The organism is Paraburkholderia steynii (assembly GCF_900100565.1).
GTDB lineage: Bacteria > Pseudomonadota > Gammaproteobacteria > Burkholderiales > Burkholderiaceae > Paraburkholderia > Paraburkholderia terrae.
On record NZ_FNDI01000021.1, the window covers coordinates 72,057 to 89,951 of the forward strand.

General features: G+C 63.4%; 13 protein-coding genes and 1 riboswitch. Of the genes, 6 read left to right on the forward strand and 7 right to left on the reverse strand.

Annotation, left to right across the window (positions count from 1 at the left end):
* Nucleotides 1-4,026, forward strand: a 4,026-nt coding sequence (locus BLT65_RS47355; protein ID WP_208545830.1) for a beta strand repeat-containing protein, incomplete at its 5' end; no start/stop codon positions are given.
* A 50-nt stretch (nucleotides 4,027-4,076) separates the two neighbouring features.
* Nucleotides 4,077-5,222 (forward strand): OmpA family protein, encoded by a 1,146-nt coding sequence (locus BLT65_RS31045; RefSeq protein WP_091785104.1) that lies wholly within the window; start codon nucleotides 4,077-4,079, stop codon nucleotides 5,220-5,222.
* Nucleotides 5,223-5,327: 105 nt separating this feature from the next.
* Here BLT65_RS31045 and BLT65_RS31050 read toward each other — a convergent pair whose 3' ends face one another.
* From BLT65_RS31050 to cobG, 5 genes are all read right to left on the reverse strand, one after another.
* Nucleotides 5,328-6,281, reverse strand: coding sequence for a flagellar brake protein (locus BLT65_RS31050; protein ID WP_091785107.1), 954 nt, complete (start codon nucleotides 6,279-6,281; stop codon nucleotides 5,328-5,330).
* A 161-nt stretch (nucleotides 6,282-6,442) separates the two neighbouring features.
* Nucleotides 6,443-8,179: a precorrin-3B C(17)-methyltransferase gene (gene cobJ / locus BLT65_RS31055; protein ID WP_091785110.1), complete on the reverse strand. Its 1,737-nt coding sequence runs from the start codon at nucleotides 8,177-8,179 to the stop codon at nucleotides 6,443-6,445.
* Nucleotides 8,167-8,925 (reverse strand): precorrin-2 C(20)-methyltransferase, encoded by a 759-nt coding sequence (locus BLT65_RS31060; RefSeq protein ID WP_009769748.1) that lies wholly within the window; start codon nucleotides 8,923-8,925, stop codon nucleotides 8,167-8,169. The genes cobJ and BLT65_RS31060 overlap by 13 nt, the downstream gene beginning before the upstream one ends.
* Entirely contained in the window at nucleotides 8,925-9,551 is a 627-nt protein-coding gene (locus BLT65_RS31065) for a precorrin-8X methylmutase (protein ID WP_091785113.1), read from the reverse strand. The genes BLT65_RS31060 and BLT65_RS31065 overlap by 1 nt, the downstream gene beginning before the upstream one ends.
* Nucleotides 9,544-10,932 (reverse strand): precorrin-3B synthase, encoded by a 1,389-nt coding sequence (cobG, locus tag BLT65_RS31070; RefSeq protein ID WP_244186775.1) that lies wholly within the window; start codon nucleotides 10,930-10,932, stop codon nucleotides 9,544-9,546. Before cobG ends, BLT65_RS31065 begins: the two co-directional genes overlap by 8 nt.
* 86 nt (nucleotides 10,933-11,018) lie before the next feature.
* A riboswitch (cobalamin riboswitch) is annotated at nucleotides 11,019-11,204 on the reverse strand.
* A gap of 88 nt (nucleotides 11,205-11,292) precedes the next feature.
* On the opposite strand from cobG, the gene cbiE reads away from it, so the two are divergent.
* Genes cbiE through cobM form a run of 4 tightly spaced genes read left to right on the forward strand, consistent with a single transcriptional unit; the run spans nucleotide 11,293 to nucleotide 15,054 of the window.
* Nucleotides 11,293-12,501: a precorrin-6y C5,15-methyltransferase (decarboxylating) subunit CbiE gene (gene cbiE, locus BLT65_RS31075; protein WP_091785119.1), complete on the forward strand. Its 1,209-nt coding sequence runs from the start codon at nucleotides 11,293-11,295 to the stop codon at nucleotides 12,499-12,501.
* A complete protein-coding gene (locus tag BLT65_RS31080) occupies nucleotides 12,501-13,601 on the forward strand; it encodes a cobalt-precorrin-5B (C(1))-methyltransferase (protein ID WP_091785122.1) in 1,101 nt (366 codons plus the stop codon). The genes cbiE and BLT65_RS31080 overlap by 1 nt, the downstream gene beginning before the upstream one ends.
* Nucleotides 13,598-14,335, forward strand: a complete 738-nt coding sequence (locus tag BLT65_RS31085) for a cobalt-precorrin-6A reductase (RefSeq protein ID WP_091785125.1) — start codon at nucleotides 13,598-13,600, stop codon at nucleotides 14,333-14,335. The genes BLT65_RS31080 and BLT65_RS31085 overlap by 4 nt, the downstream gene beginning before the upstream one ends.
* Complete coding sequence (gene cobM / locus BLT65_RS31090; protein WP_091785128.1) at nucleotides 14,332-15,054, forward strand: precorrin-4 C(11)-methyltransferase; 723 nt, start codon at nucleotides 14,332-14,334, stop codon at nucleotides 15,052-15,054. The genes BLT65_RS31085 and cobM overlap by 4 nt, the downstream gene beginning before the upstream one ends.
* A gap of 871 nt (nucleotides 15,055-15,925) precedes the next feature.
* On the opposite strand, the gene BLT65_RS31095 is transcribed toward cobM, so the two are convergent.
* Together BLT65_RS31095 and BLT65_RS31100 are read right to left on the reverse strand one after the other, a co-directional pair.
* Nucleotides 15,926-17,404, reverse strand: a complete 1,479-nt coding sequence (locus tag BLT65_RS31095) for a sodium:solute symporter family protein (protein WP_091785131.1) — start codon at nucleotides 17,402-17,404, stop codon at nucleotides 15,926-15,928.
* Nucleotides 17,401-17,613 carry a DUF3311 domain-containing protein gene (locus BLT65_RS31100; RefSeq protein WP_091785134.1) on the reverse strand — a complete coding sequence of 71 codons (213 nt, stop codon included), beginning with the start codon at nucleotides 17,611-17,613 and terminating at the stop codon, nucleotides 17,401-17,403. Before BLT65_RS31100 ends, BLT65_RS31095 begins: the two co-directional genes overlap by 4 nt.
* Between the last annotated feature and the right edge of the window lie 282 nt (nucleotides 17,614-17,895).

Here is a 17,895-nt window from a genome sequence, read left to right on the forward strand (position 1 = left end):
GGTTATGCAGGCACGGACGCGGTGAACGTGAGCCAGTTGATGGCTGAAGATGGCAAGGTCAATAACGTTTCGAACAACGTTACGTACCTGAACAACCTGGTACAGAACTTCGGCAACAACATCATCAACGGCGACGGCATCAAGTATTTCCACGCCAATTCGACGTTGGGTGACTCGTCGGCATCGGGCAAGGACAGCGTGGCGATCGGCGGCGCGGCAACGGCAACGACTGCGAGCTCTGTGGCATTGGGCTCGAACTCGCTGGCGAACTCGTCGACGCTGGGTTCGGCTGGCTTTGCACCGGGTGGCGCAACGCTGTCGGGTACGACGGCTTTCGGCGAAGTGTCGGTGGGCGCACAGGGTAAGGAGCGTCGCATCACGAATGTTGCCGCGGGTTATGCGGGCACGGACGCGGTGAACGTGAGCCAGTTGATGGCGGAGGATGTGAAGGTCAATAACCTGAGCAACGCCGTCAACAACATCGCGAACGGCGGCGCGAACATGAAGTACTTCAATGTGAGCTCGTCACTGGCGGCTGCATTGGCAACGGGTACTGACAGTGTCGCGGCAGGTCCGGCGGCAGTGGCGACGGCATCGAACGCCGTGGCGCTGGGTGCGAAATCGGTCGCGGATCGCGATAACACGGTATCAGTGGGTTCCGCGGGCGCGCAACGTCAGATCGTGAACCTGGCGGCTGGTCAGCAAAGCAACGATGCAGTCAACGTTTCGCAGCTCGCGGGCGTGACGGCTGCGTTGGGTGCAGGCGCATCGGTGGCGACGAACGGTTCGATCGTGGCGCCGGCGTATAACGTGCTCGGCAAGACGTACTCGGACGTGGGTAGCGCACTGGCAGGCCTCACGAGCTCTGACGGCTTCCTGAATAGCCTGAAGTACATCAAGTTTGGCCCGAGCACGGCGGTGGCGGCACAGGCAGGGGGTACCGATTCGATCGCAATCGGCGGGAATGCAGTTGCTAACCAAAACTACGCGCTCGCCATTGGTCGCTCGGCTTTCGCCACGGCGGCGAATGCTGTAGCAATCGGTTATGGCTCTCAGGCCAACGTGGCCAACACGTTCGCGGTGGGTAATTCGTTCACCCAGCGACGTATCGTGAACGTCGCGAACGGTATCGACGACACGGACGCAGCGACCGTTGGCCAGGTGAATTCGGACATTCAAGCAGCTATCGCAAATCTGAATCTGCACGGGACGAGCAACTCTGGCCTGCTGCAGTCGGCGGTGCATTCGACTTCAATGCTCGGAGCTTCTCCTACGTCAAGCTTGCCGCCGGAAGAACTGATCGTGTCGGGACCGACCGACAAGGCCGGTCAGATCGAGGCTACGGGTACGGACTCGATGGCGATCGGCCTGAATTCGAAGGTGACGGCTGACAATGCAGTCTCCGTTGGTGTCAATGTTCGGACGCTGGGGGATGGATCGGTTGGTATCGGGCAGCAGATTGCAATCGACGGCCTTAACACTGTGGTGATGGGTACGAACGTTACGGCAGCCGCTGACAATGCGATTGTTATCGGCAACAACAGTTCGACGGTGGTACCGGGAGCAAACGGTGGCATTGCAATCGGTAACAACGTGCAGGTTGGCGGCGTCAACACGCTGGCGATCGGTACGAACATTTTGGCGTCGGGTTCGAACAGCGTTACGCTCGGCTACGCCAGTGCTGACGGTGGCCGCGCCAATGTCCTCTCGGTGGGCAACGCCAAGTCCGGCGGCCAACGCCAGATCATCAACGTCGCAGCCGGTACGCAGAACAACGACGCCGTGAACGTTTCGCAGCTTGCAGGCGTCGCAAGCGCCCTCGGCGGCGGTGCTTCCGTCAACCCGACGACGGGCGCAGTCGTGGCACCGGCGTACACACTGGCGGGCAACACGTACGTCAACGTGGCCGCTGCGCTGACTTCGCTGGATACGCGCATCGCTTCGGGCGGCGACCCGCTGGCCGTCGATTACGACACGGCAACGAAGGATCAGATCTCGCTGAAGGGCTCGACCGGCACGAAGATCACAGGTCTGACAGCAGGTGCGTTGAACGCGTCGAGCACCGAGGCGATCAACGGTTCGCAGTTGTACGCGCAGGGCACGTCGATGGCCAAGGCTCTCGGCGGTAGCGCGTCGGTCAACACGGCGACGGGCGAGATCACGGCACCCGCGTACACGTTCGGTGGCGGAACGTACACCAACGTTGCCGACGCCTTGACGGCGCTGAACAACGCTGCGGGTTCGGGTAATGCACTGGGTGTCGTATACGACGACCAGGACAAGACCCAGATCACGCTGGCAGGCTCAACCGGCACGAAGATCACCAAGGTGGCAGCAGGCGACGTGAACGCGTCGAGCACCGACGCGATGAACGGCACGCAGCTGTACAACGTGGCGGCATCGACGGCTGATGCGATCGGCGGCGGTTCGTCGTTCGATCCTTCGACGGGCAAGATCACGAACCCGACGTTTAACATCGGTGGCAAGACGATCACGAACATCGCCGGCGCGATCACGAATCTCGACGACCGCGTCTATGCGAACACGACCGACATCACGAACCTGCAAACGCAGATCAACGAAGGCGGCATTGGTCTCGTGACGCAGGATGCAACGAGCAGGAACATTCTCGTCGCATCGCAGACGGACGGCTCGATCGTCGACTTCGCGGGCACGAAGGGCGCACGCAGGCTCACGGGCGTGGCGGCTGGCAACGTGAACGCATCGAGCTTCGACGCGGTGAACGGCACGCAGCTGTACAACGTGGCGGCATCGACGGCCAGCGTGATCGGCGGCGGTTCGACGGTGAAGACCGACGGCACGATCAGCAACCCGACGTACATCGTGGGCGGCTCGACGGTCACGACGATCGGCGGAGCGATCACGAACCTCGACGCCCGCGTGTATGCGAACAGCACCGACATCACGAACCTGCAAACGCAGATCAACGAAGGCGGTATTGGTCTCGTGACGCAGGATGCGACGAGCAAGAACATTCTCGTTGCATCACAGACGGATGGTTCGGTCGTCGACTTTACGGGCAAGGACGGCGCGCGTGTTCTCTCGGGCGTCGCAGCCGGTACGGGTGACAACGACGCTGTCAACAACGCGCAGTTGAAGGCGGCGGGCATCATCAGCGCCGATGGTTCGACGAAGACGGCTGTGACATACAACACCGTGAAGGATGACAGCGGCAAGGAAGTCACCGACTTCAGCAACATCACGCTTGGTGACGGTACGCCGACCTCCAAGCCGGTGGCGATCCACAACGTTGCAGCGGGCGAGAAGGACACCGACGCGGTGAACTACTCGCAGTACTCGGATCTGTTGTCGAAGGTCAACAGCATCAGCAACGCGGGCACGGGTGTCGATACGTTGTTCGTCGGCGATGGCGACCGTAACACCGAACAGGCGAAGGCAGGCGGCACGCATGCTACGGCAATGGGTGCGTTGTCGGTTGCGAACGGTCTGCAGTCGGTCGCGACGGGTTATGCATCGAATGCAACGGGCAGCAACGCCGTCGCAATCGGCGCGAACTCGACCGCCAGCGGCAACAACTCGGTCGCGCTCGGCGCAGGCTCGGTGGCGTCGGAAGACAACACCGTGTCCGTCGGTTCCGCAAGCCAGCAGCGTCGCGTCACGAACGTCGCAGCGGGCACGGCAACCACCGACGCAGTCAACGTCGGCCAGTTGAACGATGCGATCACGAACGCCAGCAACAACACGGTGAACCAGGCGGTTCAGCAGTCGAACTCGTACACCGACAGCCAGTTCAACAAGATGAACGACAAGATGAACTCGCTGGGTGCAGCGGCGATGGCAGCGACCTCGTTGATCCCGAATGCGCGCGCGGAAGGCAACTTCCAGATGTCGGCGGCAGCCGGCACGTATGGCGGGGCGGCAGCCGTCGCCATCGGCGCGAACTACTGGGTCAACGATCGCGTCCTCGTGAACGCACACGTGACGCGCGCCACGGGCAATGGTGCCAACACGGGCGCGTCGGCAGGCGTGACGATCGGCTTCTGATGGCCTGATACGTCCGCCGCGCGCCAAGCGCGGCGGACGTGGAGAAATCTATGAGAAAACCAACATTACGCGGAACCGCGCGCTTCGCGTTTGCTGCGACGCTCGCCGCTGCGCTGACAGCGCCTGCGTCCGCGGCCAGCATCAAGAGCCAGGCCGAGGCGCTCGTGCCTGCCGCGCAGAAGATCGCAGATCCCTACCGTCGCGGTGTGGCGGAAGGCTTCCTCGAAATCGCTGAGCGTCAGGACAGCCACGTGCTCGTTTCGCGCGTTTATAACAATGCCGCGCAACGGGCATTGGGCAATGCGCGCTACCTGATCGACCAGAGCGTGCCGTGGGAGCCGCTATACACGGCGAAGAACTGGCCCACACGCGACAAGTGGGTGCAGGCGATCCGCGCTATCGAAGCAACCAACGCGCGGGTGTCGGCATCGATGTGCAAGGGCGAGTCGGCGGGCCGCTTGCTTGCCCTCACCGACGAAGTCTGGAAGGAGCAGGACGAAACGCACGGCACGCGCTGGGTACACGGTTGGGAAGCGATCGAGCGCGCGCAGAAGCTGAGCGTGCAGGTGAATCAGGAGCTCGATCACTGTGCGCCTCCACCGCCACCGCCGCCTGTCGTCGAATCCGCCACGCCGATCTCGTTGTCCGCCGACGCACTGTTCGATTTCGACAGCGCGAAGCTCAAGGCGGATGGCGCCATTGCGATCGACGCGCTCGCAACGGATCTGAAGCGCGCGCAATCGATCGATGTCGTCACGGTGATCGGCTACACGGACCGCTTCGGCTCGGTCGCGCACAACCGCGACCTGTCGCGGCGCCGTGCGCAGGCTGTAGCGGACGCGCTGCAGGAACGCGGGCTGAACCCAGCGCGCTTCGACGTGCGCGGTGCGGGATCGACTGCGCCGATCGCGACCTGCCCGGGACGGAAGTCTGCTGCTGTGATCGCGTGTCTGGCGCCGAACCGCCGCGTCGAGATTCGCGTGAGCGGGCAGTCTGTTTCGGCAGTGCCGGCTGCGCCCGCCGCGCCGCAGTCACCACGGCCGCAGCAGATGAAGCAGGAGCAAGCGCAGCCGCAAGTACAGCCGCAAGTACAGCCGCAAGCGCAACGGCTCCTCCAGTTGCAGCAGCTGCAACAGCCGCCGCAGCGACAACAGTGGCAGATGCCGCAATCGCTGCAAAAACCACCCGCGCAGTAACAGCGCTCACACGGGCCGCCGACGTCGAGGCGGCCCACAAGCCAAACGGCCCGGTCACGCAAATGACCGGGCCGTTTTTTTCATGCGCGAGCGCAATGTCAGGCGTTACTTTGGTCCGCTCGTCCAGAAGATCACATCGTCGATCCGGTCGAATACATAGACTTTCAGCGCCATCTGCTCGACCTGGTTGAGCTGGTCGAACTCGATGCCGTGCGTAGCGGGATCGCCGGGTTTTGAGCCGGGCTGGACGTTGCGGATGATCGCCGTGGTTTCGATCGGCGTCTCCATGTCTTTGGAGCGCAGCGTGAACGCCACGCGGATGCGCTTGCCGATTTCGCCGACCGTCCACGCGGCGGAAAACGACATGCCCAGCGCGCTCACGCTCTGCACGAGCCCGAGGCTTTCGTAGCCCGTGCCTTGCGCTTCGACGCTGAAGCGCAGCGGCAGGCTCGCGCGCACGCGCACCGACTTGCGCTCGCGCAGCCGGCGGACCACGCCCGGCTTCGACAGCACGAGATAGTGGAACGGCACCTGGCAGACGGAATCGACGGTACACACGAAGCGGAACACCGCCTGGCTCGCAATCGCGACGATCTCGACGTTCTCGCCGACGGAGAGCGCCATCGGCTTGCCGTCGACGAGCGGCGGCGTGACGAACAGCGACTCGTTCGGCGCAAAGCCGATGATGCGCGACGGATGCATCGGCGCGCCCATGCCGACCTGCGAGCGCACGCCGATCAGCGCGCCGATCGTCAGATGCATGTCCTTGAGCGCGAGCGCTTCGGCGTCGCCTGGCTTGGCTGCCGCCTGTGTGGCGCGCGTGCCGTCGTCGTTCGCGGTGTCCAGGTCGCCGCGCTGCGGCTTGAAATGCTGGAACAGGAAGCGGTGCTCATCCGCGCCGATTACGATCGCGCCGCGATCGAACAGCAGCGCGCCATCGCTGTCGATAATCGGAAATTCGAGCGGCGTGCCGACGGGTACGGCATCGGGCGAAAGCTGACGCGCAGCGGTGACAGGCGCGCTCGCGTCTGTGTCGACGGTGTCTTCACTGGTTTGCATGATGGGCGAATGAAGCGGTGGCCGGAGATAATCGTTGTATACGTCGCGTCATGAAAAAACTTTAGTTTATTTTTCTTGCGCGGCCGTAATTCACCTTTCGCCGGCTTTATTCAATTTCAATAAATGGCCGGTTTAAATCGATGCAAACGTTTAAGCGGCCCCTATTCGTACCAGCGCGGCGTGTAAACCCATTCCCGGCCGTGCCCGGCGGGGCGGAACACGCGGGTCGTCGATGAGCCGATTATTACCATCGTTCGCATATCGACATCGACGGATTTCAGCTCGGCGAGCGTCGTCGTTTTCAATGTCGCGCCGGGACGGCCAATATCGCGGCCGAGCACGACGATTGTCGTCGGCGCGCGAGATTCGCGCACGATATTGAGCGCCTTGTCGAGTTGCCACGGACGGGCGCGCGAAATCGGGTTGTAGAACGCCATCACCAGATCGGCTTCGGCTGCGTGACGCAGCCGCGTTTCGATGATCGACCACGGTTTCAGATTGTCCGACAGCGACAGCATGCAGAAATCGTGGCCGAGCGGCGCGCCTGCCTGCGCGGCTGTCGCCAGCGCGGCGGACACGCCGGGCACGATTTCCAGTTCGACACCCGCCCACGCCGCGTATTGCGCGTCGTCGCGCACTTTGTCGAGCGCTTCGAGTACGGCGGCCGCCATCGCGAACACGCCTGGATCTCCGGACGACACCATCGCCACGTGCCGTCCCGTGCTCGCCAGTTCGAATGCGTGGCGGGCGCGCTGCATTTCCTCGCGATTGTCGGTGCCATGCACACGCTGGTCCGCGCGGAACGGGCCTGCCATCTTCACGTAGGTTTCGTAGCCGAGGATGTCGGTGGCCTGCGTCAGCGCCGTGCGCGCGGCGGGCACCATCAGCGACGCGTCACCGGGTCCGAGGCCGATCACGCTCAGCTTGCCGCGCGCGCGGCCGACTGTCGCGGGATCGAGCGGCGCGTGCGCGACGGCGAAGGCGATGGACGCGTCGGCGTTTGCATCGAGCGCTTTGTGGGGCACACGTAGGGTTTGGCTGAGCATCTGGCCCGCGCCGTTGTCGTCACCGCTGCCGACGGCGAAGCGCAATGCGACCTGCAGCGTATCCGCAGCCTGTTGAAGCGCGGGATCGCCCGTCAGCGAAGCAGGCGCGAGCAGCACCGCCAGCGATTGCGCCGCCAGCCCATGCGTCTGCGCCGCTTCGAGTATCCGTTGATGCAACAAGCCGTCACCCGGTCCCGTTGCATGGACGGCGACGACGACACTGCGCGGATGAATCACCAGTTCGTCCGTCGCGCCGTTCCACGCCAGCGGCGTGACGCGGATCGCGCGTCGAGCGTTGTCGGCGCGCGGCAGTTGCACGCTGTCGAGCCACGGTGCGTCGCCTTCGATGCGCGTCGCCTCGCCCGCGAGCAGATCGGACACGAAGCGCTTGCCCTGGTCGATGCTGGCAAGCGTGTAGCCGTCGGGCGGATTCAGCACGCACGCGCCGAAGCGCAGTTCGCCGCTTGTGGTGATCGCGGGCGGCACGTCGAGCGCGGCGGCGATTTCGCGCGCCATCACGTTGACGCCCGACAGCCCGCCGAGCAGCGGCACGACGGCGCTGCCATCCTCGGCGACGGCCAGCACGGGCGGCTCGACGCCTTTGTCCGCGAGCAGCGGCGCAATGCAGCGGATCACGATGCCCGCCGCGCACAACGCGATGATCGGCGTGCCGCTCGCATACAGCTCGCGCAGATGCGCGTTGAGTTCCGTGTAGGCGACATCGGCGTCGGCGACGCGGCCTTGCAGGCCATGCACCTGCGCGCCGTCATAAAGGGATTGCACGCGCCGCGCCGTGTCCAGCGCGCCGACGCCGAGGATCACGATTGCGGGCGGCGTCGTCAGCCTTGCCATTTTTCCCCCGGCACGACGAGCAGCGAGAAATACGGCGACGCCATCGGGTCGACTTCGGCAAGCGGCACGATGCGCTGGTTCGCCATCGTCGCGCGTTCGACGTACAGAGCACGCTCCGCGAGTCCCAGTTCGTCGAGCACACGGCGCACCTTGTCGAAATTGCGGCCGAGCTTCATCACGACGGCGGCATCGGCAGCGGCGAGACGGCGCTTGAGTTCGTCTTCGGGCAACACGCCTGACAGCACCGACAGCGTCTGGTTGCGATATACGAGCGGCTGGCCGAGCACGGCGACGCCGCCGAGCATCGAGCACACGCCGGGCACCACTTCGCCTTCGAAGCGCGGCGCAAGCCGGTTGGCGAGCCGGTCGTGCAGGTACATGTACGAGCCGTAGAAGAACGGATCGCCTTCGCAGATCACGGCCACGTCGCGTCCCGCATCGAGGTGCTTCGCGACCACTTCGGCGGCCGTGTCGTAGAAGTCGGCGATGATCGCTTCGTACGACAGCGGCGGTTCGAGCGCTTCCGTTGTCACGGGATAGACGAGCGGCAACTGTTCCTGCTCGCTCGACAGATGCGACTCGATGATCGAAAACGCGTTGCCTTTCTTGCCCTTCGCGACGAAGTACGCGACCACGTGTGCCGATTTCAGCAGCCGCAGCGCTTTCACCGTGATCAGTTCCGGGTCGCCGGGACCGACGCCGAGACCATAGAGACGCCCGCGCGTGCTGTTCGCCTGATCGGCCATTATTCGTCCTCCGATGCGAGCGCGTTCACGGCGGCTGCCGCCATCGCGCTGCCGCCGCGCCGGCCTTGCACGGCGACGAACGGCACGCCGCGGCTATTGGCGGCGAGCATCGCCTTCGACTCCGCCGCGCCGATGAAGCCGACCGGGAAGCCGAGAATCAGCGCGGGGCGCGGCGCGCCGCTATCGAGCATGTCGAGCAGATGAAAGAGCGAGGTCGGCGCATTGCCGATTACGACGACGCTGCCTGGCAGATGTGGCTGCCACAGTTCGAGCGCCGCCGCCGAACGCGTGTTGTTCATCTCGCGCGCGAGCGCGGGCACGGATGGATCGGCCAGCGTGCAGATCACTTCGTTGTGCGCGGGCAGCCGCGCGCGTGTGATGCCTTCGGCGACCATGCGCGCGTCGCAGAGGATTGGCGCGCCGTTGGCGAGGGCCTGGCGCCCGGCGCGGCCTGCGCCGTCCGAAAAGCGCAGATCGCCGATGATATCGACCATCCCGCATGCGTGGATCACGCGCACGGCGAGCTTTTCGAGGTCGGCGGGAATGCGCGAAAGATCGGCTTCCGCGCGTATCGTCGCGAACGACTGGCGATAAATTTCCTGTCCGTCGCGGATGTAGTCAAGCATCGAATGGCTCATCAGTTGGGGGAAGGGCGGATGCTTGTAGCACGTCTGCCGCTTCGTCGATCGTCAGACCGCGCGCGATGCATCGGCCGAAGCCGTTGGGCTCGCGCGGGTCGTGTGTCTGGTACAGGTCGTAATGGCCGTCGGCCACTGCGAGCAGCGTGTAGGGCGCGCGGTGCGCGGCTGCACAGGAACGTGGGCAGCCGCTGAGATGCACTTGCGCATGTGCGGGCACGTGTGCAGCGAGCTTCAGGGCATCGGCTTTGGTGTCCGCCTGGCTCTTCGCGCAGCCTGCGGAGCCGGTGCATGCGATCACGCGGGTTAGCGGATTTTGCGAAGTGGTGGCGAGGCCCAGTGCTTCGAGCTTCCGTAGCGTGGCGTCGAGGTTCGCTGGGTCGATATCGGTGAGCAGCACGCTTTGCCACGGTGTCATGCGCAGGGTTGCGCGTTCGTTGCCGTGCGTGAGTTCGGCGAGGCCACGCAGTACCGCGCTGTCGATGCGGCCCAATGCGGGCTGCGCGCCGACATGCCAACGATGGCCGTCGTTTTGTCGATACGCGCCGAGCCTTCGCGACGCATCGGCAGGTTCGCGGTGCCAGCGTTCGATCGACGCGTCGCGCAACGTCTGTACGCCGCATTTGCGTTCGGCGTGCCTGATGATGCTCTCGATGGAATGCTTGGCGAGCAGGTCGCGCATGCGGGTATCGTCTGGCGCGGCGAGGTCGAGGAACGTGTGTATGAGCGCTCGCGTGAACGTTGCGAGATCCGAAGCCGTGACGGCGGCTAATGCGCCGTCATGTTGCGCAAGAACGGGCGGACATCCTGCAAGGCCGAACGCGAACCAGGCGTCAGAACGCTCACGATGCGGCATCGCCGAAAACCAGATGTCGTGCGGATGATCGAGCATCATCAGACGCTCGCCGCCATCGAGCATCAGCGAAAATTTCGGCGACAGCGCGACGAAACGCGTGTCGCTTTGAAGCAGCGTGAGCAGATCGGCAGTGAGCGCGGTTGTGTCGAATAAGGCGCTCGCATCGCGGCCCGTCGCTGGGCTGATCATTACGTTGCGCACGTCGTCGGCGAATGCGTGCTCAGTGTTTTGCGGGCCGAGGCCCGCGTCGAGGAGTGCCGCAATGAGCGCGTCTTCATGACCGTGCTTGACGCCGCGCAATTGCAGGTTCGCGCGATTCGTAATGTCGACGATACCCGACGCGTGTTCGTCGATCGCCCCGGCGATGGCGAGCGCCTGCGTTGCGCTCAATTCGCCGCCCGCCAGCTTCACGCGGCAGATGCCGCCGTCGAGCGCGGGTACGATGCGCAACAGCCCCGGACAAGCCGAAGGGCGCAAGGCGGAAGCGTCGGACGAATGGAAAGCGTGGCTCAAGACATCACCGGGTTAACGTCGCGCGACGGCCCGGGCATCTCGAAGGAGAGCGGCTCGGCATCGGTACACCCCGCCCGATGTTGACTGGCACGAACTGTTGGCCGGCAGGTTTCCTGACTAGCAGGTCAACGTCCACACCGGCCTTCCCGGTATCACCAGTGGCGCAAATTGGCGTGGACTCGCTGCATACAGTTGCGGGGGCAGTCACGGTCATCGCAGTGATGTGTGTTCCCTCTTAGGCCCCGAAAGGCACCGGCGAACGGGTATTATGCCTTTTTTCGAACAGCACAACGATGCCGCAGCCTTGAAACACGGCCCGCAGCAGCGTTTTCAGTACAGCAAGCAGATGAGGATCGACGCATGTCGGCGTGGCTGACCGTGGTGGGAATGGGCGATGACGGTTTTGCCGGCCTGGGGAAAACGGCGCGGCGCGCGCTGATCGACGCGTCGGTGATCTATGGCGGCGAGCGGCATCTGGCGATGCTGCCCGTGTGCCTGAACGCCGCGCGCGAGCCTTGGCCGCATCCGTTCGACATCGCGCCCGTGCTCGCGCGGCGCGACACGCCCGTGTGCGTGCTGGCGAGCGGCGATCCGATGTTTTACGGCGTCGGCGCAACGCTCGCGCGCCACGTTCCAGCCGATGAATTGCGCGTGCTGCCGGCTCCCTCGTCGGTGTCGCTTGCGGCGGCGCGTCTTGGCTGGGCGTTGCAGGATGTTGCGACCGTGTCGCTGGTTGGTCGGCCGCTTGCGGCGCTGCAGATGCATTTGCACGATGGCGCACGCGTGTTCGCGCTAAGCGCGGACGGCGCGACGCCTACCGCCGTCGCCGCGTGGCTCGTCGAACGCAGCTTCGGCGCGACGCGCATGATCGTGATGGAGCATCTGGGCAGCGCATCCGAACGCCTGATCGACGCTCGCGCGCACGACTGGTCGATTGGCGAGACGGCGTCGCTGAACGTGATCGCGCTCGATTGCCGGCGCGATGCGTCGTCCGATGCGCCGCGGCTCGCGTTGACGCCAGGCCTGCTCGACGACGCCTTTCGTCACGACGGCCAGTTGACGAAGCGCGACGTGCGCGCGCTGACGCTCGGACGCCTCGCGCCCGCGCCCGGCGAACTGCTGTGGGACGTCGGCGCGGGCTGTGGCTCGATCGGTATCGAATGGATGCGCGCGCACGCCAGTTGCCGCGCGATAGCGATCGAAGCGAACGGCGAGCGTCAGCGTTTCATCGAGCACAATCGCGACGCGCTCGGTGTGCCGGGACTGCAACTGATCGCAGGCAAGGCGCCCGATGCGCTGCAAGGCTTGCCCGCGCCCGACGCGATTTTCATCGGCGGCGGCGTGACGGCGCATGGCGTGCTCGATGCGTGCTGGCGCGCGTTGAAACAAGGCGGGCGGCTGATTGCGAACGCCGTCACGCTCGAAGGCGAGGCGGCGCTCGTTGCGTGGCGCGCGCAGTATGGCGGCGCGTTGACACGCATTGCGCTTGCCGAGGCGCAGGCGCTCGGCGGCTTCGAGACGTGGCGCTCCGCGCTGCCGATCACGCTACTCGACACCCGCAAACCGTGATGCGCGACGAAACGCCCGAACAACCCGCGCCACTGCGCAGCGGCTACACGACGGGAAGCTGCGCGACGGCGACGTCGCTGGCGGCGGCGCGTTTGCTGCTGTCGGGTATCGCGAGCGATGTCGCGGAAATCGTGTTGCCGAAAGGCCAGCATGTGCCGATGCAACTCGTGTTCTGCCGCCTGGTCGACGGCGGTAAGGACGGCGCCGAAGCGGGCACCGTCAAGGACGCGGGCGACGATCCCGATGTCACGCACGGCGCCGTGGTGTTCGCGCGCGTGCGTCTGGCCGACGCGCCCGGCGTGCGTTTTCATGCGGGGCCGGGCGTCGGCACGGTGACGCGCGCGGGCCTCACGCTGCCCGTCGGCGAGCCGGCCATCAACCCGGTGCCGCGTCAGATGATGACCGCGCATCTTGCCGAACTGGCCTCCGAGCATGGCTATGCGGGCGGCTTCGAAGTGACGATCGGCGTCGAGAACGGCGAAGCGCTGGCGCAGAAGACGATGAACCCGCGCTTGGGCATTGTCGGCGGGCTGTCGATACTTGGCACGACGGGCATCGTGCGGCCGTTCTCGTGCTCGGCGTATATCGCGTCGATCCATCAGGGCATCGACGTGGCGCGCGCGAACGGCTATCGGCATATTGCCGCGTGTACGGGCAATGCGAGCGAAGACGCGATGCGCGCTTACTACCAGTTGCCCGATATCGCGCTGATCGAGATGGGCGACTTCGCGGGCGCGGTGCTCAAGCATCTGAAGCGCGCGCCCGTCGACAAGCTCAGCATGTGCGGCGGCTTCGGCAAGCTGAGCAAACTCGCGGCGGGGCATCTCGATCTGCATAGCCGCAATTCGAGCATCGACTTGCCGCAACTCGCCGCGTGGTCGGCGCAACATCCGGCGAGTGATGACGCGTTGCAGGCCGCTATCGTCGGCGCGAACACGAGCCAGGAAGCGCTTGCGATGGCGCGAAAAAAAGGCGTGCCGCTCGGGGATATCGTCTGCGCACGCGCGCGCGACGTGGCGCGCGAAATCGTGCCCGCGTCGGTCGAAGTCGAGATGTTCGCGATCGACCGGCAGGGCAACATCATCGGGGTGGCGCGATGAAGCGTGTGTTATTGCTCGGCGGCACGGGCGACGCATTGCAGATCGCGCGGCAACTCGGGCCGCAGCATGTCTATAGCCTGGCGGGACTCGGACGCGTGCCGGAAGGGCTGGCGTGTGAAGTGCGCGTCGGTGGGTTTGGCGGCAGCGATGGGCTTGCGCGGTTTATCGAAAGCGAAGGCATTGCGCTCGTGATCGACGCGACGCATCCGTATGCCGCGCAAATGAGCGCGAACGCGGCCGCGGCGTGCCGCGAGGCCAACGTGCCGTGCTGGGCGCTGCGCCGCGCGGGCTGGACGCCGCAAGCGGGCGACGACTGGCGCATGGTGGGCGGCTGGGATGAACTGGTCGATGCGATCCGTCCGTTTCGGCGGGTGCTGTTCACGTCGGGCCGCGAGCCGCTTTCGCATCTCGATGAAATACCTGCGCATCAATTTTGGATTGTGCGCTGTCTCGACGCGCATCCGGGCAACGAGCGTGCATGCGTCATCGACGCGCGCGGGCCGTTCGATATCGACGGCGAGCGGGCGCTGTTCGCGCTGAATCACATCGATGTGCTGGTGACGAAGAACAGCGGCGGAGCGGCGACGCAGCCGAAGCTCGAGGTGGCGCGCGAACTGAAGGTGCCCGTGGTGATGATGCGGCGCCCTTCGCTGCCTGAGGTCGATCGCGAGTTCGACAGTCCGGCGCAACTGCTGCGCGCATTGAACGAAGAAGATTGGAGTGCTGTGAAATGACGGTGTTTTTTATCGGTGCGGGACCGGGCGATCCTGAACTGATCACGGTGAAGGGGCAGCGCCTGGTGCGCACGTGTCCGGTGATTCTGTATGCCGGTTCGCTTGTGCCTGAAGCCGTGTTGAGCGGCAATGTCGCTGAAAAGGTGGTGAACACGGCCGAGCTCGATCTGGATGCGATCGTTGGTCTGCTTGCCGACGCGCATGTGAACGGGCAGGACGTCGCGCGCGTGCATTCGGGCGATCCGTCGTTGTACGGCGCGATTGGGGAGCAGATTCGCCGCTTGCGGGCGCTTGGCATTCCGTATGAGATCGTGCCGGGTGTGACGGCTACGGCGGCCTGCGCGGCCGCGCTTGGGGTTGAGTTGACGTTGCCGGATGTGTCGCAGACGTTGATTCTCACCCGCTATGCGCGGAAGACTTCGATGCCGGAGGGCGAGCAACTTGCCGATCTTGCGCGGCATCGTGCGTCGATGGCGATTCATCTTGGGGTGCGGCATATTGCTTCTATTGTCGATGAGCTGACGCCTCACTACGGTGGCGACTGTCCCGTCGCGGTGGTTTATCGGGCTAGTTGGCCGGATGAGGAGAAGGTTGTTGGTACGCTTGTTGATATTGTTGAGAAGTTGCAGGGGATGGATATTCAGCGTACCGCGTTGATTCTGGTTGGGCGGGTGCTCGATGCAGAGCATTTTGCGGATTCGACTTTGTATTCGAAGTAGAAAGGTTTTTTTCGCGGCGCGGGCGGTTTGGTTTGCTTGTGTGTTCGCTGGCATCCGGGTTATGGCTTCGTGGTTCGGCTGGTTTGGTTTTTTTGGGGTTTGCGCTGGCATCCGCGATTTGTTAGCCTGCTTCACGCGTCGCCCCTGTGCGGGGCGGCACCTACTTTTCTTTGCCGCCGCAAAGAAAAGTAGGCAAAAGAAAGCGGCTAACACCGCCAATTCTTGTTCCTGCCTGAGGGCCCCCAACGGGTCTTACGCTTCACACGGCAATCACGTGACCCATGTTCGTTGCCAACGCTCTTGCGCTGCGCCTCACCCGCTTCACGCACCCGCGCTTCACCATGCCGTGCCAGATAGTCCACCGCCGCCCAGGTGGCAAACTGTGTGTAGGCCGTAGTGCTCCACACGCCTCACTCCGGACCGATAGCGCATGCGTCCCACCCTGTAAGAGCGCCAGGCTATACGACGCGACAACCTACACACAGTTTGCCACCTGGGCGGCACATACCATTCGCTGCCGTTAGCCCATGCACGGGTATTCGAAGCGGGTGAGGCGCTCATTCGAAGCGTTGGCAACGCACGCAAACAGAAAGGCTGCCATGTGAAGCGTAAGACCCTGTGGGGGCCCTCAGGCAGGAACAAGGATTGGCGGTGTTAGCCGCTTTCTTTTGCCTACTTTTCTTTGCGGCGGCAAAGAAAAGTAGGTGCCGCCCCGCACAGGGGCGACGCGTGAAGCACGCTAACGAATCGCGGATGCCAGCGCAAACCCAAGCAAACCGAACCGGCCGAGCCACGAAGCCATAACGCGGATGCCAGCGCCGCCCCCTGCAGACCACAAAAAAAGGCGCCGCCAGCAACAAACACAACAACCCTAATGCGTCTGCACGCGAGACTGATCTGTTTCAGCTTGCGGCTGCGTAACCGCACTAACAACCACAAACACAACAAGGTTCACCGCCAGCGCAACAAACCCAATATTGACGTCCTTCAGTACATCAGGCAAAAACGGCATCAACTGCCCGACACTCAACTTGAAGATCGTCGTCACAGCAACAACAGCAACCCCAGCGAGAATCCCACAAAACGCGCCTTGCCTGGTAGCCCGATTCCGCGGCGCGAGACTGCAAATAACAGCAGGAAACAGCTGCGTAACAAAGCTATACCCCATCAAAAGCAGCGCAACGATGGTCTCTCCGCCGTGCAGCGTAAACAGAACAGCAACAAGCGCAACCACAGGTACACAAACGCGAGCAAGCTTCGCAACAGTCTCATCAGAGGCATTCCGCTGCACGAGCCCACGATAAATATCATTGGCAAGCAGCGTTGAAGCCGTAGTGAGAATCATCGACCCAGGCACCAGCGCCGTCAGCACACCTGCTGCACCAATCACCCCAACGAACCAGGGATCAAAGGTCTGCAGCGACAACTTGAACAAGGAAAGATCGATATCGCCGCCCTTAAGTCCAGGCACCTTCAACGCCGCAGCAAACCCGACAAAAAACACGAACAGCAAGATCAACTGATAAAGCGGCAGCACAATCGCATTACGCCGAAAGATGCGTTCATCCTTCGCGGTAAAAACAGACCCGAACGTATGCGGCCACATGAAAAACCCAAGCGCCGTGAGCAACACCGTCGACTGAAACCACGTAACGCTCGACCCCTTCTCAGGGAACGTGAGAAAACCAGGCCGCGCCACATCGATCGCATGAAACATCTGCCCGAGCCCGCCGTAGTAATGCATCGGCAGATAGATACCGAGAAACAGCACGATGCCAAGTATCAGCATGTCCTTGACGACCGAGTTCCACGCAGAACCGCGCACACCCGATACGATCACATAAATCGTCACCACGCCCGCGCCGATCCAGATCGCCGCCGACGACGAAATCGCGCCATAGGAAGCCGTCGAAACAATAATGCCCAGCCCCTTGAGTTGGAGCACGAGATACGGAATCAGCGCAGCAACGTCAACGATGGCAACCAGCACCCCAAGCGACGCGCTATCGTATTTGCGCGTAAGGAAATGCGGTTGCGACACGACGCGATGCGTCTTTGCAAATCGCCAGACGGGCGGCAGCATCCAGTACGACAGCACATACGCCAGCGTCCCATAAGCGAGGATGTAATAGACGGGTGCGCCCTTGCCATATGCAAAGCCGCTGCCGCCAAGGAAGGTGAACGTCGTGTAGATCTCACCCGCCATCAACAGGAATACAAACGCGGTGCCGAAGCTGCGGCCGCCCACCGTCCATTGCTCGAGGCTCATGTCATGCCCATGACGGGCACGCACGCCGAGATAGAGCGCGAACAGCGTGACGGCGACGATGATTGCGAGGGCGCTGCTCATGAACGCACCTCCTCGGCAGAAGGCGTTTGCCGGTTCACAGGATCGAGCCGATAGATAATGCCCATGATGATCGAGCTCAAAACAACCCACATAACGATCCACGCAAGCACGAACGGCATGCCGAGCACGAGCGGCTCGACTCGGTTGACGAACGGAACGCCGAGCAGAATGCCGATGAACGGCAGCACGGCGAGCAGACGAAATGACATGGGACAACTCCTCGAATGAGAATGAGCCGGTCTCGATGAACGTCAATTCCTGAAGTAACGACTGGGATACCGCGCACCGACTGTATGCCTCTTGCCACATTCCGGTAAAGGTCGCCAAAAATATGCAGGTATATTGAAAGGAACGTGCGCAAACGCAGTGCCCGTGGGCATCGGCATGCATCGCAGGTGTGCTGCATTGCATGAAGAAGGTGCCTCTTACATGGCGTGCGGAATTCGTTGCATATACACTGGTCGGCCCTCACGCTCCGTTGCGCGGCGCAA

Coding starts and splice junctions, on each gene's coding strand:
- BLT65_RS31085 (WP_091785125.1), top strand. CDS start 13,598: ATGAAGCGTGTGTTATTGCTCGGCGGCACGGGCGACGCATTGCAGATC.
- BLT65_RS31050 (WP_091785107.1), bottom strand. CDS start 6,281: ATGCAAACCAGTGAAGACACCGTCGACACAGACGCGAGCGCGCCTGTC.
- BLT65_RS31065 (WP_091785113.1), bottom strand. CDS start 9,551: ATGCTTGACTACATCCGCGACGGACAGGAAATTTATCGCCAGTCGTTC.
- cbiE (WP_091785119.1), top strand. CDS start 11,293: ATGTCGGCGTGGCTGACCGTGGTGGGAATGGGCGATGACGGTTTTGCC.
- BLT65_RS31060 (WP_009769748.1), bottom strand. CDS start 8,925: ATGGCCGATCAGGCGAACAGCACGCGCGGGCGTCTCTATGGTCTCGGC.
- cobM (WP_091785128.1), top strand. CDS start 14,332: ATGACGGTGTTTTTTATCGGTGCGGGACCGGGCGATCCTGAACTGATC.
- BLT65_RS31080 (WP_091785122.1), top strand. CDS start 12,501: ATGCGCGACGAAACGCCCGAACAACCCGCGCCACTGCGCAGCGGCTAC.
- cobJ (WP_091785110.1), bottom strand. CDS start 8,179: ATGGCAAGGCTGACGACGCCGCCCGCAATCGTGATCCTCGGCGTCGGC.
- BLT65_RS31095 (WP_091785131.1), bottom strand. CDS start 17,404: ATGAGCAGCGCCCTCGCAATCATCGTCGCCGTCACGCTGTTCGCGCTC.
- BLT65_RS31045 (WP_091785104.1), top strand. CDS start 4,077: ATGAGAAAACCAACATTACGCGGAACCGCGCGCTTCGCGTTTGCTGCG.
- BLT65_RS31100 (WP_091785134.1), bottom strand. CDS start 17,613: ATGTCATTTCGTCTGCTCGCCGTGCTGCCGTTCATCGGCATTCTGCTC.